A 25,687-nucleotide genomic window follows, 5' to 3' on the forward strand; every position below is an offset into this window, starting at 1 on the left:
CTACCGGCGCGGGAGGTCGGTACGTCGTGGTCAGAGACCGACCCAGCATCCTCGCCAGCACCCCGCGCCTCGCTCGGCCTACCGGCGCGGGAGGTCGGTACGTCGTGGTCAGAGACCGACCCAGCATCCTCGCCAGCACCCCGCGCCTCGCTCGGCCTACCGGCGCGGGAGGTCGCTACGTCGTGGTGGGAGGTCGACGCAGCATCCGTGTGAGGGCCCGGCACCTCGGTCGGCGTGGCCGCCGGATTGGAGGTCACCCCGGCGTCCTCCCCAGCGCTCCGCGCCGCGGTCGACTTACCTGCCGGGTGAGGCCCACTATCCGCGTGGGCGGTGCGCGGTGCGGGCGGCGTACTGGCTTGGTGGGAGGTCGGTGCGGCGGGCTTTCGGGTGGTGGAGGTGGGGGCGCCGGTTTGGTTGGTGGGGTTGGAGGGCTCGGGGACGGGGTGGTCGGAGTTGGTCGGGTTGGTTAGGCGCTGGTTGCGGGCTTGACGGAGGAGTTCTTCGGTGTAGTGGGAGTCGGTGATGATGCCGACCGCCTCCGAGCGGCGGTGCTGTAGGTTTCTGGTGTCGCCGATGTCCTTCAGCGCTGCGGCGATGCGGCCGATCTTGGCGTTGAAGAGGAGCGCGTTCCCAGAAGACGTGCGGATGAAGATCTTCTTGGTGCCGTGCTCGTCCGAGCGACTCACGTACACGCCGCGCTCCTGAGCCTTCTCCTCGGCATTCTTCCGGGCGCCCTCCGGGTCGGCGTGCTTCTTGGCGGCCTCGACGATCTTCTCCAGCCGGTCCGGGGTGAGCGAGTCCACGATTTTGGCGACGCGGCGGTCAACAGCTCTGGCGGCCTCTTCGGACAAATCCAGGCAGGCGGTGGCGATCTTGCGCGCCTTCCACGGAGTCGCCTCGCCCGCTTGGACCCGAGCCCAGGTGAACGGGAGCCGGTGTCGCAACGCCAGCGCCTGGCCGATGTAGTGCGCGGCGGCACCTGCCGAGACGCCGATCATCACGCCGAACTCGGCCGGCGCGAACTCGGCGATCTCCGGGCAACCCTCACCGCCCAGCACCACGGCTCGTTCGCGGCCATCACTGGACCGGCGGCCCGGCCGCTGCGCGCAGACGTCGGGGTGATGGCGGTCGGCGAAGATCTGGGCATGTTCGATCAGCCGAGCGGCGCGCCGGTTCTCCTCGGCGCGGTGCTCGGCGGCCGACTCCAGCAACTCCGGGGTCGGCAACGAGGTCAGGTCTCCATCGAACATGTGTTCGATCTTACGCCACAGCTCACCGCGAGACAAACCGGAAGATGACCAGAATCCCTTATCCACAAGGCGAAACGTCACACTCTCCTTACTCAGAAACCGGGTATGCATGAGCGCGGAGAGCCGCGCGACTTGGCGGGCGAGGGCGTCGGCTGCTAGGCCGTGTGGCTAAAGGTCTGGACCCAGTGGAGTGTGGCTGCGAGGCACTGCCCGCGTGGTTGTTTCGGGCAGTCTTGTCTGATCGCATTGCGAGCCCACGCCACATTTTCAGCCTGTTGAAGCACGGCTCTACGACGTTGCGGCCCCGGTAGCGCTCACGCTGCTCGTCACCGAAGTCGATCGGCCTCCCGGGCCGCTTGCGGCGGTGGGCGGTCTGGTCGTCACGTTCCGGGATCGTCGCGGCCACACCGCGCTCCCGTGCGCCGGTCCACAGGGAGGGCGGCCTGTTGCCTTCGGCGCCGGGAACAGCGGCCCGATCACCGCCCACGCCTTATCCGAGACCACGTCACGCGACACGAGCACAAGGCTGCGCCCGAGGACATCAAAGACCCTCTAGCAACGCGCCAGGTGACTGACCGAGACTCACTGCCCGCGCGCACCACGAAGCGTCGACTGGTCAGACGGGATCGGTGAACGAGATCGGCTTGCCGGTGGCGCGGGCGTATGCGATCTCCCTGCTCGTGGACTCGCCGATATACCCGCCGGGGTTGACGACGAGAACGCGGTCAGCCAGGTCGATCTTGCGCAGGTGGAGGGCGCCCAACGCGGTCTTCTGCTCGTTGGTGATGAACTCGTTTGCTTCGTGATCCTCGGCGCGCAGGAAGACGCCTGGCGCGACGACGATGACGCCTGCAAAGGTCAAGTCGCGGTTCGCCGCGCGCATCTCGTCCACGAACCGGGTAGAGCCGCAGATGCACACAATCTCAGGTCGGTCAGGCACAGCTCAGTCCTTGGATCGAACGGGTAACCGTCAGTACGCGCGTTGACGTCACGGACAGCAATACGAGCCAACAGTTTACGCAGCGAGATGGAGTGCGCCCGGCTCACCAACTCCCTTTAGCAACACGGCCTAGCGGCGCTGGACTTGGCTGCGGCGGCGCCGGCTTGGCTGCTGGCGGTGGTCGGTGGGGTCAGTCGTTCTGGGGTGCCTGGGGAGCGAGTTCGTCGAGAGGGCGGTGGGCGCGGTCGGCGGGGGCGCGGCGGGTGTGGAGGTTGTGGCGGCGGGTGGATCGGTCGGCGGGGCGGTGGCGGCGGCTGAGGGTGATCAGGAGGGTGATCAGGGGGATGGTGATCAGGTAGGCGGTGCGGAGGTCGGCGACGCGGGCCAGGGCGGCTAGGGCTGCGGGTGTCAGGAGGATTGCTGTGCCGGATGCGAGGGCGCCGATCGCTGCCAGTCGGGTCGGATTGAGGCCGGGAGTGGCGACCAGTGCGGCCAACGTGACCGGGTAGAGCGGCGCGACTCCGACGCCGGCTGTCACCAGGCCGATCGTCACAGCGGCGGGTGCGTCGAAGAGGCTGACGAGTAGCGTGCCGATGATCGCGAGCAGACCGGCGGGCACGACCGGCGACCAGCCGCGCCAGTGGATCGGACCGATCGCGCGTCCAACCGCCATCCCGATCGGGAACGCACTACCCAGGAGCGCGGCCGTTGCCATCGGCAACCCTGCGGCCACCAACCGGGCAACCGCCCAGACGACGAAGCAGAACTCGACCCCAACCGCCAGTACCACCCGCAGCCACCCCAGCGCGATGGTCACAGCCGCAGCCTTGGTCGGTGACGGCTCCCCGCGCAGGGGCTCAGCGCCCGCCTTGCCCTTCACGACGGCGAGAGCGACAAGCGGCGGTACGGCGGCCAGCAGCGCCAGACGGCCGGTGGGACCGAAGGAGTCGACTGCACCGATCGCAATAGGCGCAAGGATGCCCACAGCGCTGGCAACAGCGTTGACGCGACTCAGCCGGGCAGCTGCAGTCGGCCCACGCAGTACGAGTGGAGCGACCAGAACGAGCAGTGCGCCACCCAGCCCGATACACAGCCCGCCTGCGACCGCTACGCCGTACGTGGGCGCGAGAGCAAGCAGAACAGCGCCGACGGCACAGATGAGGGAGCCGATGCGCAGGGCGGTCGTGAGCGGCCACGACTGCAGCAGTCTGGGGCCGACAACCGCGATGACGATCAGCCCGACGGCGAAGGCGGACGAGAGTAGGGCGAGTTTGCCGGTGGGCTCGTTCAGGTCCCGTGCGAGCATCGCAATGCACGCGCCAAGCCCGGTCAGCAGGAAGCCCATCGACGAGAGGCCGACTCCGATCCGGAGCTGGTCCGTCCGGCCGGTCATCCCGCTGACAAGTCGGTAGACCCGGTGTCGGCTGAGAGCAGCTCAGCGAGCTGGTGGAGGTCAGTCAGCTGGATGTCCGCCTGCAGCCCCTTCAGACCCGCTGTGACGGCTCCAGCTGCGCGGCCGGCGGCCAAGCCGACCTCAGCGTCTTCCACGACCAGGCAGTGCTGCGGCGGTACGCCGAGCAGCTCTGCGGCACGCAGGTACCCCTCGGGGTCGGGCTTGCCACGAGTGATGTCTTCGACCGTGACGAGGACAGGTGGTTCGATGCCGGCTACTGCGAGGCGTACCTTTGCCAGCCGGTTGTCCGCACTGGTGACGACCGCCCACGGCAGTCGCAGGGTGCTCAACAGCTCTACCGCGCCACGCGTGGCCACGACGTCGGACAGGTCGTCGTACTGGAGTTCCAGCTGGCGGACCGCGGCGGCGGCTCGCTCTTCAGCGGAGAGGTCGGGGCGAAGACGGTCGACCGTTGACTCGGCCGGACTGCCGTGAGCGATCGCGAGTACGTCGGCAGGGTCCACGCCGTACTCATGCGACCAGATCGTCCACGCGCGCTCGACTGCGGCGTCGGAGTCGACCAAAGTGCCGTCCATGTCGAACAGGACGGCCCGGATGTGCCTCATCACCCCTCCAAATAAACTCGCTCTCCGAGCATAAGGTAGAACGATGCCATGACGACAGGGGTACGCCGCGGCCAGTGGCAGACGGCAGCCGACGTACTGGCGCGGGTGAGCCGCCAGCCTGGGATCACCCGCGCGGCGGTGGCGCGGGAGCTGCGGCTGAGCACCGGTTCGGCGACTGAGATCACTGCTCGGCTGCGCGACGTACACCTCCTCACTGAGGCGCCCGCGCCCAGCCAGGGACGTGGGCGGCCGACCACTGTGCTGCGGGCGCATCCGCAGGGTCCGGTGGCCCTGGCACTCGACCTGCGGCAGGGCAGTTGGCGCAGTGCCGTGGTTTCGCTCGATGGATCGTTCCTGGATCAGCAGTCCAAGCGGCACCGGAGCCGACGGCCGCAGGTGGTACTTGGCAACCTGCAGAGAGTCGTCAAGGACACACAGCAGCAGTACGGCGAGCGCCTGCAGGTGGTGGGCCTCGCAGCACCAGGCACCATCCGTGACAACCGTCTGATGCAGGCTCCGACACTGGACTGGGCGGAGCTGGACCTCGAGACGATCACAGACCTCCCACTGCTTGCCGGGAACGACGCAACGCTCAGTGGTGTGGCAGAAGCTCGCACGGGAGCTGCCGCAGGGGCTGGTACGGCGTTGCACCTCATCGTCGAGGTGGGTATCGGCGGCACCTTGCTCATCGACGGCGTACCGGCGCAGGGCGCCTCAGGAGCTGGTGGCGAGTACGGGCACGTGCCGTTCGGCGACCGCAGTCGGCCATGCCCTTGTGGCGCCAGAGGGTGCTGGGACCTGGAGATCGATGGGCGGGCGCTGGCACGCCATCTGAAGGAGCCGGCCCCGAAGGACCCGTACGGCTACACCGAGGCGGTCCTTCAGCGCACAGACCGCGCAGCCGCGCGCGCTGTCGCCAGAGTGGTCGCCGCACTCGCCGCAGGCATCGCCGGCCTCGTCAACGCGCACGACCCCGACGTGGTGACGCTGGGCGGCCTGGCGATACCACTCCGCGCTGCAGCGGAGTCCACCTTCGAGCAGGCGTACCTAGCCGGCCTGATGAACTTCCATCGCGCCTCTCCCCCGCCAGTGCTCCCCGCTGCGCACCAGCCCGACGGTCCGCTGCGCGGTGCGGCAGCGCTGGCCCTCGACTACCTCACCGCCGAGCCGTTCATAGCTGGCTGGGCGGATCGTCCGTAGCCGCCTCGTCCGGCTTGGGCTTGGGCACAATCGGCGGTTCGACCCGAGCCAGGATCGTGATGATGTCGTGGCGGTGGTGCTGGATCTCGTGAGCCGTGTGCCGGATGATCCAGCCCAGCGTGCGCGGCGCTCGCACCGGGTAGTTGTAGAGGCCCAGCTTGCCCAGCTGAGGCGGTGTGAGCACCCGGGCAGCGGCACCGAACTCCCGTGCGAACCGCATGAGCGCGGCCGCGACCTCCATCGGGTCCTGGTCCTCGTACTTGAGCTGCTTCACCCGCCCAGTTCGGTCCATCGGCGCGTAGACAGGCCGGTCCTCGGCTAGACACTGCGCGATCCGCGCCCGCTGGGTCTCCAGTACGTCGCGCACGTGGCACGCGTATTCGATCGCCGACCACACCTCAGGCTCCGGCCGCAGCCGTACGACGTCCGGGTCGGGACCAGCCGCGGCCTTGGTCAGCGCCATACTGCAGTCCGCAGCCTGCCGGATCAGCGTGGTCACAGTGCCCTGCAAGTCACCCGTGTCGTAGTCGAACCCGCACTCGTCACAGCGCCCGTCCACCGGTGGCTGCTGCTTGGTCAACTGCTACTCCCTCTGAATCGCCAGGCGTGATCGACCGGGCCGATGCCACCGCCGAGTGCGAACCCGGCCGCGATCGCCCCAGTCACGTACTCCTTGGCCGCGCCCACCGCGGCAGGTACGTCGTACCCACGGGCCAGGTACGACGCGATGGCACTGGCCAAGGTGCATCCGGTGCCGTGGGTGTGGCTGTTGTCGTGCCGTGGTGCGCTGTACTCCCGTCGTACGCCGGGACCGTGCAACACGTCCACCGCGACCGGTCCGTCGTCGTGGCCGCCCTTGACGAGCACCCACTTGGCACCGGCCTCCAGCAAAACCTCTGCGGCCAGTTCGCGGTCGTCCACGCCGGAGACCGGACCCAGCTCGGTCAGGTTCGGTGTCAGGACTGTTGCCAGCGGCACGATCTCCGACCGTACGGCGTCCATTGCGTCGGCAGCGAGCAGAGCGTCACCGTGCTTGGACACCGACACCGGGTCGACCACTACCGGCACTGACGGCGGCAGCGTCCGCAGCAGCGAGGCCACGACCCGGACCATCGACGCGGAGGCCAGCATGCCGGTCTTGACCGCGTCTACACCGATGTCGTCCACCACGCTGCGGAACTGCGCCCGGACCTGCTCCTCCGGCAACTCCCACGCGCCCTGGACGCCGAGGCTGTTCTGGGCTGTGATCGCGGTCAGCACGCTCATCCCGTGTACGCCGTTGGCCAGCATCGCCTTCAGATCCGCCTGGATGCCGGCTCCGCCTCCCGAGTCGGATCCGGCGACGGTCAACACTCTGGGCAGCATCTCAACTCCTGAAATGGGCATGGCCGGACTCATAGGCGTACGGCGCGCCGTCCACCGTCACGGTCCCGGCCGGCCGGTCCTCGTTGCCCTCCGCAACCGAACCGATCACGGTCCAGCCCTCGGGCACGTCGGCCGGCTCGAATGTTCCGACCAGTGCGTGGTCCTCGCCACCGGTCAGGATCAACTGCAGCGCGTCCGCCCCGGTCGCAGCCGCCACAGCCTGCAGTGGCTCGGGCACGGTCATCGCCTGCGTGTGTACGTCGATCGTCACCTGACTGGCGACCGCGATGTGCTCGAGGTCGGCGAGCAGGCCATCGCTCACGTCGCACAGCGAGGAGGCGCCTGCGAGCGCCGCACGCGGACCTTCGGCGTACGGCGGCTGTGGCCGGCGGTGCGCATCCACGACGGACCGGGGTGAGCGGAAGCCGCGAGACAGCACCATGTAGCCCGCCTCCGCCCAGCCGAGCCGGCCGGTCACGGCGACCTCGTCACCGGGCCGGGCGCCAGATCGCAGTACGGGCGGACGGCCGTCCAGCGAACCGAACGCGGTCACCGAGACGACGATCTTGTCGGACTGCACGGTGTCGCCACCGACAATGCTCACCTCGACCAGCTCGCACTCGTCGACCAGGCCCTGGTTGAGCTCCAGCGCCCACGCCGTCGGCAGGTCGGCGGGCGCGCCGAACCCGACCACCAGAGAGGTCGGCCGGGCACCCATCGCCATGATGTCGGCCAGGTTCTGCGCGGCGGCCTTACGGCCCACGTCGTACGCCGACGACCAGTCCCGGCGGAAGTGGCGGCCCTCCACCAGCAGGTCCGTCGTGATCACCATCCGGCCGTCCGGCACCGCCACCACGGCCGCGTCGTCGCCCGGTCCGACCAGAACGTCCTCAGCTGTGGACAGCCCCTTGGTCACGGCCGCGATCAGGCCGAACTCACCGGTGCTCCCCAACGTCTCTGTCACGTCAACAGACCTCCCATGTACCCACGGGGAGTCTAGGCGGTACCGTGACCGGGCAACGAAGAGTACGCCCGGCCGTCTCGCAGTACCCCCGCAGTGTCACGGCCGGAGCCCAGCTGAGGACGACTGAGTGGAGAACGACGTGGTGGTCCAGGCCTACATCCTGATCCAGACCGAGGTCGGCAAGGCAGCCGATGTCGCGGCACAGATCGCCGAGGTCCAGGGCGTCACCCTGGCCGAGGACGTCACCGGTCCGTACGACGTGATCGTCCGCGCGGAAGCCCGCAACGTCGACGAACTGGGCAAACTGGTGGTTGCCCGGGTCCAGAACGTGCCCGGCATCACCCGCACCCTGACCTGCCCCGTCGTCCACATCTGACCGATCCGGGGTCCCGCCTCGTTTCCGCATGCCCAAAGTACTCTTCGCCGCACTCGGCTCCGTAGTGGTCGTGGCCGGGTGCAGTCCGGGCCCGGCGCCGGTCGCCGTACCGTCTCCAGCGCCTGAGGTGGTCGCTGCCTGCGCGCAGTTGGTGAAGGCGCTGCCGGAGAAGGTGCTCGACGCAAAGCGGCGCAAGACGTCGCCGGAGAGTCCGTTGACCACGGCGTACGGCGATCCGCCGATCGAGGTGACGTGTGGAGTCGCCCCGCCGGCGGGGATGGCGCAGGCGCAGTCGCAGTGCTTCGAGGTGAACGGCGTGGGCTGGTTCGCCAAGGAGGTCGGCAACGGGGTCATCTTCACGACCATCGGCCGCGAGGTCTATTTCGAGGTCGCGGTCCCGTCGAAATACGCGCCCGAGGCGAACGCGCTGACAGACGTTTCGGACGCTGTCCACAGGTTCGACAAACTCGTCACGCCCTGTACGTGACGACGGCATACTCCAGTCGAAAGCAAAAAGTTCGTCGGCGGTGTCCGGTTCGATCCGGCGGGGGCGACGTACCAGGCGAGAGACACCGCGGTGGTGTCCGGACGACGGGAGATTCCGATGAAGTACATGATCCTGACCTACGCGTCGCAGCAGGACTACGACGGCATGGCGGGCAAGGAGACTCAGAAACCGGCCTGGACGGCCGAGGACTTCGCGGCGATGGGCGCGTTCATGGAGAAGTTCAACGCCGATCTGGCCGAATCCGGTGAGCTGGTCGAGACCCGCGGGCTCGCGGCGCCGGTGCTGACCAGGCGTCTGGGCTCGAAGGACGGCGCTTCGGTGGTGACGGATGGGCCGTACGCCGAAACTCAGGAAGTGCTGGCCGGGTACTGGATCGTCGAGTGCGAGTCGTTCGACCGGGCGACCGAGATCGCGGCCCGGCTCGCCGACACGCCAGCGCCAGAGTCCGTCCGGGCGACCGCGTACGCCGATGTCCGGCCAGTAGTCGAAGGCCGCGACGACATGCTGGGCTGATCACCATGTCCGCTGCTCTCGAGCACCTACTGCGTGAGCTGGCGCCGCAGGTGCTCGGGGCACTCGTCCGGCGGTACGGGCACTTCGACACGGCTGAGGACGCCGTGCAGGAGGCGTTGCTCGCGGCGGCGCAGCAGTGGCCGGCTGAAGGTGTGCCGGACAGTCCGCGGGCGTGGTTGATCACGGTGGCGTCGCGCCGGCTGACGGATCTGCTACGGCGGGAGCAGGCTCGTCAGCGGCGTGAGGATCGGGTGGCTGCCTGGGCTTCGGCGACGGCTGAGCCGATCGCGGACGCCGACGACACCTTGATCCTGCTGTTCATGTGCTGCCATCCGTCGTTGTCGCCGGCATCGCAGATCGCGTTGACGTTGCGCGCGGTCGGCGGTCTGACGACCGCGGAGATCGCCCGGGCGTTCCTGGTGCCAGAGGCAACGATGACGCGGCGGATCAGCCGGGCGAAGGCGAGTGTGAAGGACAGCGGTGCGCGGTTTGCTTTGCCGGCGGACCGGGACGAGCGGCTCGGCGCGGTCTTGAAGGTCGTCTACCTGATCTTCAACGAGGGCTACGCGAGTACGACGGGACCGAGCCTGCAGCGGGTGGAACTGTCCGCCGAGGGCATCCGGTTGGCGCGGATGCTGCACCGGTTGCTGCCGGACGACAGCGAGGTCGCGGGGTTGCTGGCGTTGATGTTGCTGACGGATGCACGCCGTCCGGCGCGGACGGGTCCGTTGGGTGAGTTGGTGCCGATGGACGAGCAGGATCGATCGTTGTGGATCCCCGAGTTGATCCGGGAAGGAGTCGAGTTGATCACCGAAGCGTTGCCTCGCGGTCCAGTAGGGCCTTATCAGTTGCAGGCGGCCATCGCAGCCGTGCACGACGAGGCGCCGTCCGCGGCGGAGACCGACTGGGCGCAGATCGTCGCGCTCTACGAGGTGCTGCTGGAACTGACGGACAATCCGATGGTGGCGCTGAACCACGTAGTCGCGGTGGCGATGGCTCGTGGGGCGGACGAAGGGTTGAAGCTGCTCGCCACGACCTCCACAGACGAGCGGATCTCGACCGATCATCGGATGTTCGCGGTTCGGGCCCATCTGCTGGAGATGTCAGGGGATGTGGTCGGGGCCCGAGCCGCCTATGAGGAAGCGGCGCGCAGGACGACGAGTCTGCCGCAGCAGCGCTACCTCCACGACCGAGCGAGGCGACTGTGACTGGCTACACGATCAGGTCGGCGAAGACCACGAGATTGGCTTCGTACTTTGCCGACACGGAGTCGAGCCCGCCGCAGGTGATCAGTCGCAGCCCGGCGTGGTCGATATCGCCGTACACCGCGGCGCTGGGGAAGCTGGCCTTGGGATACTGCTGGACCCGGCTCACCCGGAATACCGCGGTCGTGCGGTCCTGCCGGGTCACCACGATCGTGTCGCCGGGCTCGAGCCACGCCAGCCGGGCGAAGACGCCCGCCCGGCCGGCCCAGCGGACGTGGCCGGCGATCACGGCTGGGCCTGTCTCGCCCGGTGTCGGGGCCCCGGTGAACCAGCCGGCCGGGAATCCGTTCGGCGGCACCTGCAGACTGCCCTTTCGTGTGATGCCGAGACGAATCAGGCCTGAATCCACCCCGATCGCTGGGATCGTGACCCGGATCGGGGTGGACTTCCGCATCGAAACCGGCTGTCTGCGTCCCTGGCCGGGGGGTGGCCGAGACGGTTCGGCGGATGGCTCCGAGCGGAGCGTCGGGCTGGGCTTGCCTACTGCAGTGGTGCGTTTCGGCGTGCCCACGCTCGGTGTGCTCGGCGCACTTGGTGTGGGTGTGATCACGGTGGTAGTTGGCGCAGCGGTTCCCTCGGGCGCGACGTCGGCCGTAGTGGGGCCGGGCTGAGTCGGCCCCGTGCCCGACTCATTGGTGCACCCGGTTACGGCCAAGGCGGTCGCGAGGAGCAGAACCGCTGCGCCGGTCCTCATGGAGTGCCGGCCCCGATCCAGCCGAACCATGAGGTGCTCTGGGGCTCGACGAGGAAGATCCACGGGCCGGACGCATCACCTGTTCCGACAGGGCCTTCCGGGGTCTCGGTGACCTGCGGCGGCCTAGGCGTGACCGTCGGCACCGGCCGAGAAGTCGGCGGTGAGGTGGGCCGTGTAGTCGGCGGCGTCGTTGGGTGTGTGGTCGGCGGCGTCGTTGGCGGCGTCGTAGGCGGCGTCGTTGGCGGCGTGGTCGGCGGCGTCGTTGGCGGCGTCGTAGGCGGCGTCGTAGGCGGCGTGGTCGGCGGCGTCGTAGGCGGCGTCGTTGGCGGCGTCGTAGGCGGCGTCGTAGGCGGCGTGGTCGGCGGCGTCGTAGGCGGCGTCGTAGGCGGCGTCGTAGGCGGCGTCGTAGGCGGCGTCGTCGGCGGCGTCGTAGGCGGCGTCGTAGGCGGCGTGGTCGGCGGCGTCGTAGGCGGCGTCGTAGGCGGCGTCGTAGGCGGCGTGGTCGGCGGCGTCGTAGGCGGCGTCGTAGGCGGCGTCGTAGGCGGCGTCGTTGGCGGCGTCGTCGGCGGCGTGGTCGGCGGCGTGGTCGGCGGCGTGGTGCTGCACGACGGTTTGGTGATTGTGTTGGTGTCCAGCGTCACGGAGCCGTTGCGAGCCAGCATCCGGCCGACGGCCGTGGCGCCGGTGTCCATGGTGATGGACGTCAACGCCAGGATGGTCCCGCGGAACTGGGTGGCGGTACCGATGGTCGCCGAGCTGCCCACCTGCCAGAACACGTTGCAAGCCTGGGCGCCGTTGGTCAGCACCACGCTGCTGCTGGTCGCGGTGGTGAGGGTGGACCCGGCCTGGAACACGAAGACGGCCCCCGCGTCGCCCTCGGCGTTGAGGGTCAGTGCTCCGGTCAGCCCGATCGAGGAGGCCGAGTTGTAGACGCCCTGGGTCAGCGTCTTGCCACCCAGGTCGTCAGTGATCGGCGTCGGCGGCGACTCCCCGGCGGCGACGTTGTAGGCCGTGACCAGATCCTTCTTGGCCTCCTTGGTCACGTTGTCCCCAGCATGGTTGGTTCCGGTGATCGTCATCGTTCCGGTGCCGGTGATCGACGGGTTCGGGAAGCTGCCGATGTCCCCGGTCAGCACGGTGGGTCCGGTGTTGGTGATTCCCGCCCCGGCGAGAACCACGAAGCTCTCTGCGGTGCCCAGAGGCACCGGCACGGCCGCCGCCTGGGCATTGCCGCCGGTGGCCAACAGACCGCCCGCGGACACGACGAGCGCCGCCGCGACCGCCAGCGCGCTCAGCCGCAACCGGCCGCCAGGTGGCACGTATGTGGACAACTTCATGATCGGTTTCACCCTCAGTCCATCGATAGCCGCCTGATCCGGTGATCGGCACGGCTTGTTATCCGGGCAATGCGTCGTAAAGGAGGATCCGCGGTCGCAGGAACGACATCGAGCGATCCGGGCGGGTCCAGGCCCGGTAACAGGACATCGGGAGACCGCCACGAGCAACAGGACGATTCATGGTCCTGCCATCTTGATGGCACCCCGTTCGATCGGCCGCGGCCTTGCAAGGCCGTCCAGCGCCGATCACAATTCGTTACTAAAGCCAGACGTTAGGTCAAGGGTGACGCACTGTCAACCACTCACTGGATGCATTGGGCAACTATCCGAAGTGGTTGCTTCATTCAACTAGCGCGTTTGCGCTCAGCTACGCACCGGATGTGCCGTTGTGCGGAGACCTGTCCGGGATTGTGGGCAGGCCGAGTCCGACTGCTCGATGAGTCCGGGTGCGTTTGCTGCGAATGAGGTGAAGTTGATGCCGTCGGCCACAGCACGCCGCGGGTGGGGGTTGTGGCCGGCGGCAACTCCGGCGACGCTGAAGTCTGCCCGTCTGGGCAGCGCTCGCGGTGACCTAGCGGAGGCCGGTTGGGCGGGTCATCGCCAGAGTGAGCAGGCGGTCTACCAGCGCGGGGTAGTCCAGGCCGGAGGCGGCCCAGAGCCGGGGGAACATGCTGGTCGGGGTGAAGCCGGGCATCGTGTTGATCTCGTTGATGATGACGCGGCCGTCGTCGTCCAGGAAGAAGTCGACGCGGGCCAGGCCCTCGGCCTCGATGGCATCGAAGGCGGTCAGCGCCTTCGCGCGGATATCGGCTGCGACGTCGTCCGGCAGGTCGGCCGGGACCGACAGCGCGGTGTACTCCTCGCCCTCCGGCAGGTATTTGGTCTCGAAGTCGTAGAAGTCGTGCCCGCCACCAGAGACCGCGACCTCGCCGCAGACGCTGACCTCCGGCTGACCGCCGTTCAGGCCGCCGAGTACGCCGACCTCGATCTCGCGCGGGTGCTTAGCCGACGCCTCGACGATCACCTTCGGGTCGTGCGCGCGCGCCTCGGCGACGGCGTCGTCGAGCTCGTCGAGGTTGTTCACCTTGCTGATGCCCAGGCTGGATCCACCGCGGCACGGCTTCACGAAGACCGGGTAGCCGAGGGCGTCGACCGCCTCCCGGGACGCCTGGGGGTCGCGGATCCAGTCGCGGTCGCGGATGACGACGTACGGGGTGACCTCGAGGCCGGCGGCCTGGAAGACGACCTTCATGTAGTGCTTGTCCATGCCGACCGCGCTGGCGAGGACGCCCGCGCCGACATAGCGGATGTCGGACATCTCGAGCAGGCCCTGGATCGTGCCGTCCTCGCCCCACGGGCCGTGCAGCAGCGGGAAGACCACGTCGACCTCGCCGAGCGTGCTCGGGACCCGGTCCGGCTCGCTGACGACGAGCTCGCGGTTCGCGCCGAACAGCACCGGCAGGGCGGTTACGTCGACCTCCGGCAGCTTGCCGTCGGTGATCGACAGCCGCTCCGGGTCGCCGCTCTCCAGCACCCAGTGACCACTGGTGCTGATGCCGATCGGGACCACGTCGTACTTGTCCCGGTCGATCGCCTGCAGCACGTTGGCCGCGGTCACGCAGGAGATGGCGTGCTCGCTCGACCGGCCGCCGAAGACCACGGCGACACGGGGCTTGCGTTGTTCCCTCGAGTACTCACTCACCGGCTCGACTGTAGCGGTCACGGGATCAGGATCCGATCGGGGTCGGGTTAAGAGCTCTTCAGATCGCAGTCAGTAGCGGCACCGTGGCACGTGACCACAGCGTGATCACGTTGTCACTCCCAGGTGATCGATCTAGTAGTTTGACGCTGCCCCGGATGGCTGTGTTCGAATCCGCGTCCGGGAGAATTCAGCTATGACGCCTGAGCTCGATCCCTCGACCATCGTGGTACACGCCGGACGGCCTGAGCGGGTGCCGAACGCACCGGTCGGTGAGTCGCCTGTGTTCAGCTCGACCTATGTCGCAGGTGGGGACCGGGGTTACGGCAGGTTCGGCAACGACGCCTGGGTGGCGCTGGAGGAGACGCTCGGGCAGCTCGAAGGTGGTCGTGGGCTGACGTTCGCGTCCGGCATGGCCGCCGTCGCCGCCATCGTCGATCTCGTGCCCGTCGGAGGCCGGGTGGTCGCGCCGCAGCATGCGTATTCCGGCGTACTCGCGCTTCTCGACCAGCAGACGGCGACTGGACGGCTGGAGGTGGTGAAGGTGGACATCGCCGACACCGATGCCGTCAGCGCCGCCATCCAAGGGGGCGACATGCTTTGGATCGAGTCGCCGACGAACCCGGCGATGGAGGTCGCCGATCTGCCCGCGATCTCCGCGGCCGGGCGTGCGGCCGGCGCAACAGTTGCCGTCGACAACACGTTCGCGACGCCGCTGCTGCAGCAGCCGCTCCGGCTGGGCGCGGACATCGTGATGCACTCGGCAACGAAGTTCATCGCGGGCCACTCGGATGTCGTCCTGGGCGCGGTCGTCACCGCCGACGACGAACTGTGGTCGGCCGTCGAACTGCGGCGCCGGAGCCTCGGCGCGGTGCCCGGACCGATGGAAGCGTGGCTGGCTTTGAGAGGTCTGCGAACGCTCGCGCTGCGGCTGGAGCGGGCGCAATCCAACGCGGCCTTCCTCGCCGACCGGCTACTCGAACACCCGCGCGTCAGCCGGGTTCGGTACCCGGGCCTTCCGACGGACCCCGGTCACGCGAGGGCGGTCGCGCAGATGTCCGGGTTCGGGGCGATCCTGTCGTTCGAGCTCGGCGGTGACGCCGAGGGTGCTCAGCGAGTGTGTGAAAGTACGGCGCTCTGGGTGCACGCGACCAGCCTCGGCGGCGTCGAGTCGATGCTGGAACGCCGTCGCCGATGGGCGGCCGAGGTACCCACGATCCCGGCCGACCTGATCCGCCTAGCCGTCGGGATCGAGCACCCGGACGATCTGTGGGCCGACCTGGAGCAGGCGTTCAAGACCGCCGGGCTTTGAGCACAGGCCCACCGAAGAACGTCAGCACACACAGCACCACCGGCAGGATGAACGCGATGTTCAGCGGCATCCAGTGCGCCAGGCCGCCGATCAATGCCGGGCCGGCGAGGAGTCCGACGTACCCGAGCCCGACTACGCGGGCCATCAATGCGCCCGCGGCTCGCGGGTCGAGGTTGCCGGCGGCGGTGAACAACTGCGGTACGCCGCCGGCCAGGCCGAGGCCGAACAACGCCCAGCCGAAGAGCGCGACCGGCACCCACGGTACGACGATCACGATGGTGAGCCCGACCGCCGCCATCGCCGCGCCCCACCGGACGATCGCGGCCGGTCCGACGATCGCCGCCACGCGGTCGGTGAGGAAGCGTCCGACGGTCATCGCGACGGCGAAGGCGCCGTACGCGTAGGCCGCCGTACTGACCGAGGTGCCGAGGATGTCGCGGAACTGCAGGGCGGCCCAGTCATTGGCAACGCCCTCGGCCAGCATCAGGCCGAACGCGAGACCGCCGAGGGCCCACACCAGTTTGGCCGGCGGCTTGGCACGATCCTCGTGCTCTTCCGCTTCGTGCGCCGAGGACTCGATCAGGAAGCGGCTCGCGGCCAGGGAGACCACGACGACGAGCGCGCCGCACAGGCTGAGGGTGACCTCGGTCGGTACGCCGGCGCGCAGGGTGGCGGCGCCGATCAGTGCGGCGAACGCCCCGCCGATGGACCACATCGCGTGGAACGCGGCCATGATCGGGCGTGGGTAGCCGCGTTCGACCACGACGGCCTGCGCGTTCATCCCGACATCGAGCGAACCGTTGCCGAAGCCAACGACCATCAAAGCGAGGCCGAGCGTCCACCAGTTGTGAGCGAGGCCGGGCCCGGCGAGGGCGAGGCCGAGTACGACGCCGGCGGCCGGCACGAGGCGGCGCTGGCCGAGGCGGTCGGCCAGTGGGCCGGCGACCTGCATGCCGATGAAGGCGGCGCCGCCGAGGACCAGCAGGAGGAGCCCGAGGGTGCTGTGGGTGATGCGGGTGGCGTGCTCGATGTTGGGGATGTGCACGACCCACATGCCGACGGCGAACCCGTTCAGGCCGAAGTAGGTCCACGTGGCGATGCGGGCGGCTCGTGGCGGTGCGGTCTGCTGCAGTTCCGAGGTGGCGGTCAAGAGGCCACCTCGACGAGCACCCCGCGTTGGGCGAGCATGGTGCGCTGGTCCTCCGGTGCGGTCGAGTCGGTGATGATCAGGTCAGGACGGTCCGCTGGGCAGACATAGGCCAGGGCGGCCCGGTCCCATTTGGCGCCGTCGGCAAGCACCATCGAACGAGTGGAGACGGCGAGCGCCTCCAGCTTGACCTCGGCGTCGCCCAGGTCGAACGCGGTCAGCCCAGCGTCCAGACTGAAGGCGCACGGGCTCAGCACGGCCAGATCGAAGCGCAGCGCCCGCAGGGAAGCGACGGTCAGCGGGCCGACCAGCGACAGCTCTCCCCTGCGCGCCTCTCCCCCGGGCATCAGCAGCCGGATCCGCGGCGCGTCGGCCAACTCTTGGGCAATGCGCAGCGACAGAGGCATGACGGTGAGGGCGCGGTCATGCAGGAGCTTGGCGACTTCGAGAGCCGTCGTACCGCTGTCGAGGACGATCGTCTCGCCATCGTGGAGGTGCTCGACTGCAGCCGCGGCGATGGCCTGCTTCGCGGCGACGGCCGCCTGGGCGCGCAGCGAGTACGGCGGCTCGACACCGGTGGGCATCGCCGAGACCGCTCCGCCGTGGATGCGCTTCAACACGCCCTGGGCGGCCAGGAAGTCGAGGTCGCGGCGGACCGTCATGTCCGACGCTTCCGTTGCCTCGACCAGTTCCTGGACCGACACTCGGTCCGCCCTGCGTAGTCGTTCTACGATCACTTGGTGCCGTTCTGCGCTCCTCACGCACAGAAATCTACCATTCTGATGTGCGATCGAACAAAGGGAATGTTTGCCTGTGGCTGATCTGGTCCGCCGGTCCCGGTACGCTGTCGCCGCGGTGTTCTGCGTGCATGGGGCGGTGACGGGTTCGTTCGCCACCCGGGTGCCGTGGATCCAGGAGCACACCGGGGTGTCGGCCGGTCAGCTGGGATTGGCGCTCGCCTTCCCGGCGCTGGGCGCGGCGCTGATGATGCCGCTGGCTGCCCGAGTCACCCACAGCTTCGGTAGCAGGACCGCCCTCCGCGGCCTGCTCGCGCTCTGGACGCTCGCACTGGTGCTGCCGTCCCTCTCCCCCAACCTGCTCACGCTGTGCGGCGCATTGTTCGTGTACGGCGGCACGGCGGGGATGGCGGACGTCGCGATGAACGCACTAGGCGTGGAGGTCGAGCACCGGCTGGACAGGTCGATCATGTCCGGCCTGCACGGCATGTGGAGTGTCGGTGCGCTGATCGGGTCAGCGGTGGGCACAGTCGCGGCCCACACCGGGCTGAGTGCGCAGGTCCACCATGCGCTGGCGGCCGCCGTACTGACGGTCGTCGGTGTGGTCGTGTGCCAGTTCGTGCTGAATCTGCATCCGCATGAGGACGAGGAGCCGCCGGCGCGGTTCGCGTTGCCGCCGCGGTCGGCGCTGCTGATCGGAGCGGTCGGGTTCTGCGCGGTGTTCGCGGAGGGTGCGAGCCTGGACTGGTCGGCCGTCTACCTGCGCGACATCCTCGACAGTTCGGCGGGCGTGGCGGCGGGTGCGACTACGGGCTTCACGCTGACGATGGCGATCGCCCGGATCACCGGCGATGCTGTGGTCGACCGGTTCGGCGCCGTACGCACGGTTCGGTGGAGCGGGGTGATCGCGACGGCCGGTGGCGCGCTGGTGGTGGTCGCTCCGAGCCCGGTCGTCGCCATGGCCGGGTTCGGGCTGATCGGCATCGGCATCGCGGTCGTCGTACCGCTGGCGTTCGCAGCGGCTGGTCACACCGGCCCCAACCCGAGCCACGCCATCGCCGGCGTCGCCACCGTCACCTACGCGTCCGGCCTGGTGGCGCCTTCGATCATCGGCGGCATCGCCCAGACGACCAACCTGACCATCTCGTTCCTGGTCGTGACCGCGCTCGCCTTCGGACTGGCGTTGTTCGCTCCAGTACTGCGAACCAGGAGCAGAACTCGGGCAGCCTAGTACCCGGCTCTAGCGCCTGGGCCGGGGAGGATGTCGACGTCGGCTGCGTGCATGGGCTTGTCGCAGTGGGTGCAGTGAAGGTCGACGTCGGCGATTTCGCCGCAGGCGTGGTGGCGGTAAAGCACCGGCGGGCCGGCCGCGCCCGCGAGCCACTTGTCGCCCCAGCCCTTCATGACCATGAGCAGGTCGACGAGTTCGGCGCCCTTCTCCGTCAGGTGGTACTCGTACCGCGGCCGGTTGTCGTACGGCCGGCGCTCGAGCACGCCGTGGTCGACGAGGTGGCCGAGCCGCTCGGTCAGCACCTTGCGCGAGATCTTGAGATCGGCCTGGAGTTCGTCGAACCGGCGCATCCCGACCCACACGTCGCGCAGGATCAGGGGCGACCACGGCTCCCCGATCACGTCGAGCGTACGCGCGATCGAGCAGACCATCTCGCCGAAATTGGTGCGCTGCATGACCTCAGCGTAACAGGCAGGGTTCCCTTACAGAACTCCATCTGCTACGGTCGTGGAGTCTCTTCACGGAACTCAGCTGAAGGAGTACGGCGATGAGCAAGGTCTTGAGCGCACTGTCGGTCTCGGTCGACGGCTACATCACCGGCCACAACCCCGGTCCTGGGCACGGGCTCGGCGACGGCGGGATGCTGTTCGACTGGTACTTCGCCGGCGACGTACCCAGCCAGGTGATGGACGGCTTCAAGCTCAGCGAGCCGAGCGCCCAACTGTTCGACACCCTCGCCAGTCGCGTCGGCGCTTCCCTCGCGGGTCGCAACACCTATGACGATTCCGAAGGATTCGGCGGCGGCAGCCCGCACCCGACCGCATCGCTCGTCGTCCTCACGCACCGGCCGGTGCCGGAGGCGAGTGACCGCCAGACGATCGTCACCACCGGGATCGAGGACGCGGTCGCGGCAGCCAAGGCGCAAGCCGGCGACAAGGACGTCGCGCTGATGGGCGGCGGTGTCGTGACCGAGGCTCTCAAAGCGGGCCTCGTCGACGAGTTGGTGCTCCACCAAGTCCCGATCCTGCTCGGCCGCGGCCGTCCGTACTTCCAGGAACTGCCTGAGCACATCCAACTGCGCCTGATCGAGGCCGTGCCGGCCGCGGGCGTTACCCACCTCCACTACGAGGTCCAGCGATGATCCCCTGCCCTACTTGTCGGTGGCGAAGGCCGCGTCGAAGGCGGCTGCGGGCTTGTCGAAGGCCATTGCGCGGATGACGTTGACGGCCTCGGCAGCGCCCACCTTGCGCTCCATCCCGGCGTCTTCCCACTCGACCGAGATCGGGCCGTCGTACCCGATGGAGTTGAGGACGCGGAAGCAGTCCTCCCACTGCACGTCGCCGTGGCCGGTCGAGTAGAAGTCCCAGCCGCGCCGCGGGTCGCCCCAGGGCAGGTGCGAGCCGAGCCGGCCGTTGCGGCCGCCGCCGGTCCGCATCCGGGTGTCCTTGCAGTCGACGTGGTAGATCCGGTCCTTGAAGTCCCACAGGAACGCGACCGGGTCGATGTCCTGCCAGACCATGTGGCTAGGGTCCCAGTTCAGGCCGAACGCCTCCCGGTTGCCGACCGCCTCCAACGCGAGCTTGGTGGTCCAGTAGTCGTAGGCGATCTCGGACGGGTGCACCTCGTGCGCGAACCGTACGCCGACCTCGTCGAACACATCCAGGATCGGGTTCCACCGGTCCGCGAAGTCCTGGTAGCCGGCGTCGATCCGGGCAGCAGGCACCGGCGGGAACATCGCGACGTACTGCCAGATCGACGAACCGGTGAACCCGATCACCGTCTTCACGCCGAGCTTGGCCGCGGCCCGCGCGGTGTTCTTCAGGTCCTCGGCGGCCCGCTGCCGGACGCCTTCGGGATCGCCGTCGCCCCAGATCCGGGACGGCACGATCGCCTGGTGCCGGAAGTCGATCGGGTCGTCGCAGACCGCCTGGCCGACCAGGTGGTTGGAGATCGCCCAGACCTTCAGGTTGTACTTCGCCAGGATGTCGTGCCGGCCCTGGACGTACGAGTCGTCCTCGATCGCCTGCTGGACGTCGAAGTGATCACCCGAGCAGGCGATCTCGACACCGTCGTACCCCGATTCGGAGGCGAACTGGCAGACCTCCTCGAACGGAAGGTCGGCCCACTGGCCCGTGAACAACGTGATCGGACGTGGCATCTGACTGGCTCCTAAGAGTTCTCGACGGTGATCCAGGCGCTGTCCGCGGCGGCGGACCGGAGTACGGCGTCAACCAGGCGAGCCGAGCGCGCGCCGGCGGCGAAGTCGGGCAGGCCGTCCGGGCGGTCCCCCAGTACGGCGGCATAGCTGTCGGCGACAAAGCTGTCGAACGCGTCCTGGTAGCCCTGCGCGTGGCCGGCCGGCAGCCGGTTGACTCGCGCAGCGGGCGGGCTCAGCGTTTCGGGGTCGCGGGTGAGCAATTGTGATGCGGTACGACGGCCGACCCACAGGCGGTCCGGGTCCTCCTGGTCGAAGCCGAAGCTCGACTCGGTGCCGGAGACCTCCAGGTAGAGGCGGTTCTTGCGGCCGGCCGCGACCTGGCTGACCACGATCGTGCCGACCACGCCGGCTTCCGTGCGGAACTGCGCGGTGGCCAGGTCTTCCGTGCGTACGTCGGCGCCACCACGGCTACCTCGGATGGTCCGCAGCTGCGCACTGATCGCGTTGATCCGGTCGCCGGTGACGAACTCGGTCAGGTCGCACCAGTGGGAGCCGATGTCGGCGAACGTCCGCGACGGACCGCCGGCTTCGTCGTCAACCCGCCAGTTCTGGTCGTCCTCGCCGGCCAGCCAGTCCTGCAGGTACGACCCGTGCAGGCTGGTGATCACGCCGGCTTCGCCCGCGGCGATGCGGGTGCGCAGCTCGCGGACCATCGGGTGGTAGCGATAGACGAACGGCACGGTGCCGACCAACTCGGCCTCGCCCGCAGCGGCGAGCAGCCCGGCCGCGTCCTGCACCGACGTCGCCAGCGGCTTCTCGCACACGACGTGCTTGCCGGCTTCCAGCGCCTTCAACGTCACCGCGAGGTGGGTGTTGTTCGGCGTACAGACGTGAACGACGTCGATGTCGGCGGCAAGCAATTCGTCGAGGCTCTCGAAGCCGCGCTCGGCGCCGGTGGCCTCCGCCGCGGCCTCTGCGCGGCCCGGCGATGACCCGACCGCGCCGGCCACCTGTGCGCCCGCGACCAGCGCGGACCTGCCGTGGACACGACCCATGAAGCCGCCGCCGACGATCCCGACCCGGAGCTTGCGCGCACTGGTGGACACGTCGAAGGACGCTATGTGAGACTTTTGAATCCTGTCAAGCAAAAGTCCGGCGACTCGGAGACGGAAGTCCATGAGCGATCTCAGTGGTCCAGTACTGCGGCTGCTGCTGGACGGGCAGCCGCGGACCCGGGCCGAGCTGATCGATCTCAGCGGGCTGGCCCGGTCGACGGTCACGGGCCGGATCGAGGAGCTGGTCGCGGCGGGTCTCGTCGTACCGTCCGGAGAAGCGGCGTCGACCGGTGGGCGGCCGCCGGCGCGGTTCCGGTTCAACCCGGAGGCGCGGCTGATTCTGGCCGCGGACGTGGGTGCGACGCATCTGTCGGTCGCGCTGACCGATCTGACGGGCGAGATCCTCGATCGGTCCACAACGGCACTCAACATCGCGAAAGGGCCCGAGGCGGTGCTCAGCGCGGTCGTACGCGCGGGGCACGCACTGCTCAAGAAGGCCCAGCGATCGGCCGACGACTTGGCCGGCACCGGAGTCGGACTGCCGGGCCCGGTCGAGCACAGCACCGGCCGGCCGAACCATCCGCCGATCATGCCGGGATGGGACTCGTACGACGTCGTCGCGCGGCTGGCAGGTGAATTCGCCGGACCGGTCCTGGTCGACAACGACGTGAACATCATGGCGCTCGGCGAGCACGCGACGGCGTACCCGGAGGTCGAGCACCTGCTGTTCGTGAAGGTCGCGACCGGCATCGGCGCGGGCGTGATCAGCGGCGGGCGGCTGCATCGCGGCGCGCAAGGCGCGGCCGGGGACATCGGCCACATCCAGGCGCCGGGTCACACCGAACTCTGCCGCTGCGGCAACACCGGCTGTCTCGAAGCCGTGGCGTCGGCCGCTGCCATCGCCGCGCAGCTCAACACCTCGACCAGTCAGGACATCGTCGAGCTCGTACGCGCGGGCAACGCCGCTGCGACGGCGGCCGTTCGACAGGCGGGTCGCGAGATCGGCACCGTACTCGCGGCCTGCGTGAGCCTGCTCAACCCGTCGGTGATCGTGGTCGGCGGCTCACTGTCGCAGGCCGGCGACAGCCTGCTGGCCGGCATCCGGGAAGCGATCTATGCCCGATCGTTGCCCCTGGCCACGACCGATCTTCGCGTCGTGACCTCACGCACCGGTCGAGACGCGGCTCTCCGCGGCGCCGCGGCGCTGGTCCTTCAGCACCAGCTGACCGCGAGCTGATCCGCCAGCGCGATGATGCGATCCAGGAGCGGACCGCTGCGAGCGCGGCCGAACCCGTAGCGCCTGCCGTGGAAGGCCGCCTGCACAAGCTGGAGATGCGCCCACCGCCGGACGCGTTCGCGATCAAGCTCCGCAGCCTCGGCAAACACGTCCAGCTCGCGTTGCAGAGCCTTCGTCAGGTCCGCGGAGTCGATCAGCGCCAACGCGCGAGGCTTGAGCAACGTACCGCCGTCGTACGCCGGATCGCCCACGTACCCCTTGGGATCGACCGCTAGCCACGGTTCGCGCTCGGCCCGGAGGATGTTGCGCGGATGGAAATCGCCGTGCAGAAGGAGATCCGGTTGAGACCGGCCCAGCTCGTCAACCACCGCCAGCGCGGCCTCGACCACCGCAGCAGGCAACGCGTCCGGGAAATCCGCGGCACCTCGGCGCAGCTCGTCTTCCCAGCTGTCGGCCTGATCCGCCAGGCGGGGTAGTTCGGGAGGCGCCGGAATCGACAGCCGACGACTGAGGCTTCCCGCCACGGCAGCGATCTCGTCGCCGGCGCCGAGCTCGGCAAGCGTCGAAGGATGCACTCGCTCGAGCAGCATGGCGAACCGCTCGTCGTCACGCTCGTACAACCGCACCGCGCCCTGCCCGTCCCAGGCTGTGAAGGCGTCGGGCTCGTGCACGTTGCCTGGATGGGGAAACGACACCTTGATGACAGCATCCTGAACAGGCACGACCACGCCGACCCGGCCATGCACCACCGGCCCATCAGGCTTGCATCCCCAACGCTCCATCAGCTCAGCCACGATCCCGGGGAGCTCGGCGAGCCAGGTCGCGCCTGCCTCACCTTCGCGTTCGATCGTGGACCGGGTGAAAGCTTCGGGGATCATCCCCAGCGTTCTGACTTGGCGGAGCGGGAGACGAGGCTGAAGAGCATGTCTTTGGGGGTCATTTCGCCGGAGACGACCTTGGTGACGTGTTCGACGATGGGCATTTCGACGTCGTGATGGTGGGCGAGTTGGGTGATGGACGCGCAGGACTTCACGCCCTCGGCGACCTGGCGGGTGGCACCGGCGATCTCGGCGACGGTCATGCCCTGGCCGAGTTTCTCGCCGAACGTACGGTTGCGGGACAGCGGCGACGAGCAGGTCGCCACCAAGTCACCCAGTCCTGCCAGGCCGGAGAACGTGTGCTCGTCAGCACCGAGCGCCGTACCGAGGCGAGCGGTTTCCACCAGACCGCGGGTGATCACCGACGCGCGGGCGTTGTCGCCGAAGCCGAGACCGACGGCCATCCCCACCGCGAGCGCGATCACGTTCTTGGTGGCGCCACCGAGCTCGCAGCCGACGACGTCGTTGTTTGTGTACGGGCGGAAGGTCGGTGAGTGACACAGCTTCTGCAGCCGGGTCGCGGTCCCCTCGTCGGCACACGCGACCACCGACGCGGCCGGCTGTCCTTCGGCGATCTCGCGCGCAAGGTTCGGACCCGACACCACCGCGATCCGCTCCGGACCGGCACCGGTCAGCTCGGCGATCACCTCGCTCATCCGCTTCGTCGTACCGACCTCGACGCCCTTCATCAGGCTCACCAGCGGTACGGCATTCGGCAGCACCTCGGCCCAGTCCTTCAAATTGTCGCGCAGTGATTGCGACGGAACCGCGAGTACGACGGCTTCCGCGCCATCGGCTGCGACGGCCGGATCGTGGGTCGCGGTGATCGCGTCCGGGAGGCGCAGCCCGGGCAGGTAGTCGGGGTTCTCGTGCCGGGTGTTGATCGCCTCGCACAGCGATTCACGCCGGCCCCAGATCGACACCTGGTTTCCCGCGTTGGCCAGCACCGTGGCGAACGCCGTACCCCAGGAGCCCGCCCCGAACACCGCGACTTTCGTCATGCCTTCTCCTCACCGTCGTCCTTCTCAGCAGCCCGGGCTTTCCGGAGGTCATAGAGCTCCTTGGGCGGGGTCTCCCCGCGCAGCTCGCCCAGTGTCTCGGCGACCGCCATCATGATCACCTCGGTTGCCTCGTGCAACAGCTGGTTCGTGATCGGCTTGCCCCGGAAGGCGCTCAGATCGACCGGCTTGCCGGCCCGCACCTGGATCGTCTTGCGCGGCAGCAGCCGGATCCGCAGCTTGCCGGTGTAGGACTGGAAGATCTCGTGCGCACCCCAGTTGGCCAGCGGGATCACGGGGCAGCCGGTCATCAGCGCGATCCGGGCCGCGCCGGTCTTACCGGTCATCGGCCACAGTTCCGGGTCACGCGTAATCGTGCCCTCGGGGTAGACGCCGACACACTCGCCGCGCTCGACCGCGGCAACCGCGTCACGGAAGGCGTCCGCGGCGTGGATCGAATCCCGGTAGACCGGGATCTGCCCGGCGCTGGAGATGATCCGCCCGACCACCGGCACCTTGAAGACCGACGCCTTGCCGAGGAACCGCGGGATCCGGCGGCACTCCCAGATGAAGAAGCCGAGCACCACCGGGTCGAAGTGGGAGATGTGATTGGGCGCGAAGACCACGCCGCCGGAGCGCGGCATGTTCTCGCGGCCGGTGAACCGCGGCTTGGTGAAGACGAGCAGGAACGGCTTGACGATGGCGACCACGAGCCCGAACCAGAAGCCCCGGCGCGGCCGAGGGTCCCGTGCGTCCACTGGTGCCTCCTGGTGCTGGTCGTGCGCGTCCGTCATGGGAGAATCC

At 68.8% G+C, this 25,687-nt stretch carries 28 protein-coding genes and 1 pseudogene; 10 read left to right on the plus strand and 19 right to left on the minus strand.

The window, feature by feature from the left end; all coding sequences use genetic code 11:
- The 4 genes from EV646_RS26595 to EV646_RS26620 all read right to left on the minus strand — a co-directional run.
- Nucleotides 1-1,250: DUF222 domain-containing protein (locus tag EV646_RS26595; protein WP_132153255.1), on the minus strand; the 1,250-nt coding region annotated here is incomplete at its 3' end.
- A 616-nt stretch (nt 1,251-1,866) separates the two neighbouring features.
- The gene (locus tag EV646_RS26605) at nt 1,867-2,190 is read right to left on the minus strand and encodes a hypothetical protein (RefSeq protein ID WP_132153257.1); all 324 of its coding nucleotides are present in this window, start codon (nt 2,188-2,190) and stop codon (nt 1,867-1,869) included.
- A 190-nt stretch (nt 2,191-2,380) separates the two neighbouring features.
- A complete protein-coding gene (locus tag EV646_RS26615; protein WP_199237214.1) occupies nt 2,381-3,583 on the minus strand; it encodes an MFS transporter in 1,203 nt (400 codons plus the stop codon).
- Nucleotides 3,580-4,209 carry an HAD-IA family hydrolase gene (locus tag EV646_RS26620; protein WP_132153259.1) on the minus strand — a complete coding sequence of 210 codons (630 nt, stop codon included), beginning with the start codon at nt 4,207-4,209 and terminating at the stop codon, nt 3,580-3,582. The genes EV646_RS26615 and EV646_RS26620 overlap by 4 nt, the downstream gene beginning before the upstream one ends.
- Nucleotides 4,210-4,257: 48 nt before the next feature.
- Between EV646_RS26620 and EV646_RS26625 the strand changes: the two genes are divergently transcribed.
- A complete protein-coding gene (locus EV646_RS26625) occupies nt 4,258-5,409 on the plus strand; it encodes an ROK family transcriptional regulator (RefSeq protein ID WP_132153261.1) in 1,152 nt (383 codons plus the stop codon).
- On the opposite strand, the gene EV646_RS26630 is transcribed toward EV646_RS26625, so the two are convergent.
- From EV646_RS26630 to EV646_RS26640, 3 genes are read right to left on the minus strand one after another with little or no spacing between them, the layout of a single operon-like run.
- Nucleotides 5,381-5,989: a DinB family protein gene (locus EV646_RS26630; protein WP_132153263.1), complete on the minus strand. Its 609-nt coding sequence runs from the start codon at nt 5,987-5,989 to the stop codon at nt 5,381-5,383. The two genes, EV646_RS26625 and EV646_RS26630, sit on opposite strands and share 29 nt — an antisense overlap.
- Complete coding sequence (gene thiD / locus EV646_RS26635) at nt 5,986-6,774, minus strand: bifunctional hydroxymethylpyrimidine kinase/phosphomethylpyrimidine kinase (RefSeq protein ID WP_132153265.1); 789 nt, start codon at nt 6,772-6,774, stop codon at nt 5,986-5,988. Before thiD ends, EV646_RS26630 begins: the two co-directional genes overlap by 4 nt.
- A gap of 1 nt (nt 6,775) precedes the next feature.
- Nucleotides 6,776-7,738 (minus strand): thiamine-phosphate kinase, encoded by a 963-nt coding sequence (locus EV646_RS26640; RefSeq protein WP_132153267.1) that lies wholly within the window; start codon nt 7,736-7,738, stop codon nt 6,776-6,778.
- 139 nt (nt 7,739-7,877) lie between these two features.
- On the opposite strand from EV646_RS26640, the gene EV646_RS26645 reads away from it, so the two are divergent.
- From EV646_RS26645 to EV646_RS26660, 4 genes are all read left to right on the plus strand, one after another.
- Nucleotides 7,878-8,114 carry an Lrp/AsnC family transcriptional regulator gene (locus EV646_RS26645; RefSeq protein ID WP_184806149.1) on the plus strand — a complete coding sequence of 79 codons (237 nt, stop codon included), beginning with the start codon at nt 7,878-7,880 and terminating at the stop codon, nt 8,112-8,114.
- A 28-nt stretch (nt 8,115-8,142) separates the two neighbouring features.
- Nucleotides 8,143-8,601 (plus strand): DUF3515 domain-containing protein, encoded by a 459-nt coding sequence (locus EV646_RS26650; protein ID WP_132153269.1) that lies wholly within the window; start codon nt 8,143-8,145, stop codon nt 8,599-8,601.
- A 117-nt stretch (nt 8,602-8,718) separates the two neighbouring features.
- The gene (locus EV646_RS26655; RefSeq protein ID WP_132153271.1) at nt 8,719-9,135 is read left to right on the plus strand and encodes a YciI family protein; all 417 of its coding nucleotides are present in this window, start codon (nt 8,719-8,721) and stop codon (nt 9,133-9,135) included.
- A gap of 5 nt (nt 9,136-9,140) precedes the next feature.
- Nucleotides 9,141-10,343, plus strand: coding sequence for an RNA polymerase sigma factor (locus EV646_RS26660; RefSeq protein WP_132153273.1), 1,203 nt, complete (start codon nt 9,141-9,143; stop codon nt 10,341-10,343).
- A gap of 4 nt (nt 10,344-10,347) precedes the next feature.
- Here the strand turns inward: EV646_RS26660 and EV646_RS26665 are convergent, their stop codons facing one another.
- The 3 genes and pseudogenes from EV646_RS26665 to EV646_RS41030 form a co-directional block, all read right to left on the minus strand.
- Nucleotides 10,348-10,794 (minus strand): class F sortase, encoded by a 447-nt coding sequence (locus EV646_RS26665; RefSeq protein ID WP_132153276.1) that lies wholly within the window; start codon nt 10,792-10,794, stop codon nt 10,348-10,350.
- A 423-nt stretch (nt 10,795-11,217) separates the two neighbouring features.
- Nucleotides 11,218-11,700 carry a hypothetical protein gene (locus EV646_RS40255; RefSeq protein WP_241996342.1) on the minus strand — a complete coding sequence of 161 codons (483 nt, stop codon included), beginning with the start codon at nt 11,698-11,700 and terminating at the stop codon, nt 11,218-11,220.
- Nucleotides 11,701-11,768: 68 nt separating this feature from the next.
- Nucleotides 11,769-12,272 (minus strand): annotated as a pseudogene (locus EV646_RS41030) (ice-binding family protein); the annotation flags it as partial.
- Between EV646_RS41030 and EV646_RS40265 the strand changes: the two are divergent.
- A complete protein-coding gene (locus tag EV646_RS40265) occupies nt 12,163-12,468 on the plus strand; it encodes a hypothetical protein (protein ID WP_241996344.1) in 306 nt (101 codons plus the stop codon). The pseudogene EV646_RS41030 and the gene EV646_RS40265 sit on opposite strands and share 110 nt — an antisense overlap.
- Before the next feature lie 534 nt (nt 12,469-13,002).
- Here the strand turns inward: EV646_RS40265 and EV646_RS26675 are convergent.
- Nucleotides 13,003-14,133 (minus strand): D-alanine--D-alanine ligase family protein, encoded by a 1,131-nt coding sequence (locus EV646_RS26675; protein ID WP_132153280.1) that lies wholly within the window; start codon nt 14,131-14,133, stop codon nt 13,003-13,005.
- A gap of 193 nt (nt 14,134-14,326) precedes the next feature.
- On the opposite strand from EV646_RS26675, the gene EV646_RS26680 reads away from it, so the two are divergent.
- Nucleotides 14,327-15,442, plus strand: a complete 1,116-nt coding sequence (locus EV646_RS26680; protein ID WP_199237216.1) for a trans-sulfuration enzyme family protein — start codon at nt 14,327-14,329, stop codon at nt 15,440-15,442.
- On the opposite strand, the gene EV646_RS26685 is transcribed toward EV646_RS26680, so the two are convergent.
- Both EV646_RS26685 and EV646_RS26690 read right to left on the minus strand, forming a co-directional pair.
- Complete coding sequence (locus tag EV646_RS26685; RefSeq protein WP_132153284.1) at nt 15,423-16,592, minus strand: MFS transporter; 1,170 nt, start codon at nt 16,590-16,592, stop codon at nt 15,423-15,425. The genes EV646_RS26680 and EV646_RS26685 overlap by 20 nt on opposite strands.
- Nucleotides 16,589-17,350 carry a DeoR/GlpR family DNA-binding transcription regulator gene (locus EV646_RS26690; protein WP_132153286.1) on the minus strand — a complete coding sequence of 254 codons (762 nt, stop codon included), beginning with the start codon at nt 17,348-17,350 and terminating at the stop codon, nt 16,589-16,591. Before EV646_RS26690 ends, EV646_RS26685 begins: the two co-directional genes overlap by 4 nt.
- Nucleotides 17,351-17,402: 52 nt before the next feature.
- Here EV646_RS26690 and EV646_RS26695 point away from each other — a divergent pair, with 52 nt between their 5' ends.
- Nucleotides 17,403-18,557 (plus strand): MFS transporter, encoded by a 1,155-nt coding sequence (locus tag EV646_RS26695; RefSeq protein ID WP_241996346.1) that lies wholly within the window; start codon nt 17,403-17,405, stop codon nt 18,555-18,557.
- Here the strand turns inward: EV646_RS26695 and EV646_RS26700 are convergent.
- Nucleotides 18,554-19,012, minus strand: coding sequence for a winged helix-turn-helix transcriptional regulator (locus tag EV646_RS26700; RefSeq protein WP_132153290.1), 459 nt, complete (start codon nt 19,010-19,012; stop codon nt 18,554-18,556). The genes EV646_RS26695 and EV646_RS26700 overlap by 4 nt on opposite strands.
- A gap of 92 nt (nt 19,013-19,104) precedes the next feature.
- On the opposite strand from EV646_RS26700, the gene EV646_RS26705 reads away from it, so the two are divergent.
- Nucleotides 19,105-19,698, plus strand: a complete 594-nt coding sequence (locus tag EV646_RS26705) for a dihydrofolate reductase family protein (protein ID WP_132153292.1) — start codon at nt 19,105-19,107, stop codon at nt 19,696-19,698.
- 9 nt (nt 19,699-19,707) lie between these two features.
- On the opposite strand, the gene EV646_RS26710 is transcribed toward EV646_RS26705, so the two are convergent.
- Both EV646_RS26710 and EV646_RS26715 read right to left on the minus strand, forming a co-directional pair.
- Nucleotides 19,708-20,715 carry a sugar phosphate isomerase/epimerase family protein gene (locus tag EV646_RS26710; RefSeq protein ID WP_132153294.1) on the minus strand — a complete coding sequence of 336 codons (1,008 nt, stop codon included), beginning with the start codon at nt 20,713-20,715 and terminating at the stop codon, nt 19,708-19,710.
- An 11-nt stretch (nt 20,716-20,726) separates the two neighbouring features.
- Nucleotides 20,727-21,821, minus strand: coding sequence for a Gfo/Idh/MocA family protein (locus EV646_RS26715; RefSeq protein WP_241996347.1), 1,095 nt, complete (start codon nt 21,819-21,821; stop codon nt 20,727-20,729).
- A 70-nt stretch (nt 21,822-21,891) separates the two neighbouring features.
- Here EV646_RS26715 and EV646_RS26720 point away from each other — a divergent pair, with 70 nt between their 5' ends.
- Nucleotides 21,892-23,007, plus strand: a complete 1,116-nt coding sequence (locus tag EV646_RS26720) for an ROK family protein (protein ID WP_132153298.1) — start codon at nt 21,892-21,894, stop codon at nt 23,005-23,007.
- On the opposite strand, the gene EV646_RS26725 is transcribed toward EV646_RS26720, so the two are convergent.
- The 3 genes from EV646_RS26725 to EV646_RS26735 are packed head-to-tail and all read right to left on the minus strand — an operon-like array spanning nt 22,983 to nt 25,677.
- A complete protein-coding gene (locus tag EV646_RS26725; RefSeq protein ID WP_199237217.1) occupies nt 22,983-23,885 on the minus strand; it encodes an aminoglycoside phosphotransferase family protein in 903 nt (300 codons plus the stop codon). The genes EV646_RS26720 and EV646_RS26725 overlap by 25 nt on opposite strands.
- Entirely contained in the window at nt 23,882-24,886 is a 1,005-nt protein-coding gene (locus EV646_RS26730; protein WP_132153302.1) for an NAD(P)H-dependent glycerol-3-phosphate dehydrogenase, read from the minus strand. Before EV646_RS26730 ends, EV646_RS26725 begins: the two co-directional genes overlap by 4 nt.
- Nucleotides 24,883-25,677, minus strand: a complete 795-nt coding sequence (locus EV646_RS26735) for a lysophospholipid acyltransferase family protein (RefSeq protein WP_132153304.1) — start codon at nt 25,675-25,677, stop codon at nt 24,883-24,885. The genes EV646_RS26730 and EV646_RS26735 overlap by 4 nt, the downstream gene beginning before the upstream one ends.
- Nucleotides 25,678-25,687 lie beyond the last annotated feature (10 nt).

The sequence above is a fragment of the Kribbella antiqua genome (genome assembly GCF_004345665.1).
GTDB classification, from domain to species: Bacteria; Actinomycetota; Actinomycetes; order Propionibacteriales; family Kribbellaceae; genus Kribbella; species Kribbella antiqua.

Bases quoted from the DNA above. Each gene is read 5' to 3' on its own strand.
- EV646_RS26615 (WP_199237214.1), bottom strand. From the start codon at position 3,583: ATGACCGGCCGGACGGACCAGCTCCGGATCGGAGTCGGCCTCTCGTCG.
- EV646_RS26620 (WP_132153259.1), bottom strand. From the start codon at position 4,209: ATGAGGCACATCCGGGCCGTCCTGTTCGACATGGACGGCACTTTGGTC.
- EV646_RS26625 (WP_132153261.1), top strand. From the start codon at position 4,258: ATGACGACAGGGGTACGCCGCGGCCAGTGGCAGACGGCAGCCGACGTA.
- thiD (WP_132153265.1), bottom strand. From the start codon at position 6,774: ATGCTGCCCAGAGTGTTGACCGTCGCCGGATCCGACTCGGGAGGCGGA.
- EV646_RS26650 (WP_132153269.1), top strand. From the start codon at position 8,143: ATGCCCAAAGTACTCTTCGCCGCACTCGGCTCCGTAGTGGTCGTGGCC.
- EV646_RS26655 (WP_132153271.1), top strand. From the start codon at position 8,719: ATGAAGTACATGATCCTGACCTACGCGTCGCAGCAGGACTACGACGGC.
- EV646_RS26660 (WP_132153273.1), top strand. From the start codon at position 9,141: ATGTCCGCTGCTCTCGAGCACCTACTGCGTGAGCTGGCGCCGCAGGTG.
- EV646_RS26665 (WP_132153276.1), bottom strand. From the start codon at position 10,794: ATGCGGAAGTCCACCCCGATCCGGGTCACGATCCCAGCGATCGGGGTG.
- EV646_RS26680 (WP_199237216.1), top strand. From the start codon at position 14,327: ATGACGCCTGAGCTCGATCCCTCGACCATCGTGGTACACGCCGGACGG.
- EV646_RS26700 (WP_132153290.1), bottom strand. From the start codon at position 19,012: ATGCAGCGCACCAATTTCGGCGAGATGGTCTGCTCGATCGCGCGTACG.
- EV646_RS26705 (WP_132153292.1), top strand. From the start codon at position 19,105: ATGAGCAAGGTCTTGAGCGCACTGTCGGTCTCGGTCGACGGCTACATC.
- EV646_RS26710 (WP_132153294.1), bottom strand. From the start codon at position 20,715: ATGCCACGTCCGATCACGTTGTTCACGGGCCAGTGGGCCGACCTTCCG.
- EV646_RS26720 (WP_132153298.1), top strand. From the start codon at position 21,892: ATGAGCGATCTCAGTGGTCCAGTACTGCGGCTGCTGCTGGACGGGCAG.
- EV646_RS26725 (WP_199237217.1), bottom strand. From the start codon at position 23,885: ATGATCCCCGAAGCTTTCACCCGGTCCACGATCGAACGCGAAGGTGAG.
- EV646_RS26730 (WP_132153302.1), bottom strand. From the start codon at position 24,886: ATGACGAAAGTCGCGGTGTTCGGGGCGGGCTCCTGGGGTACGGCGTTC.
- EV646_RS26735 (WP_132153304.1), bottom strand. From the start codon at position 25,677: ATGACGGACGCGCACGACCAGCACCAGGAGGCACCAGTGGACGCACGG.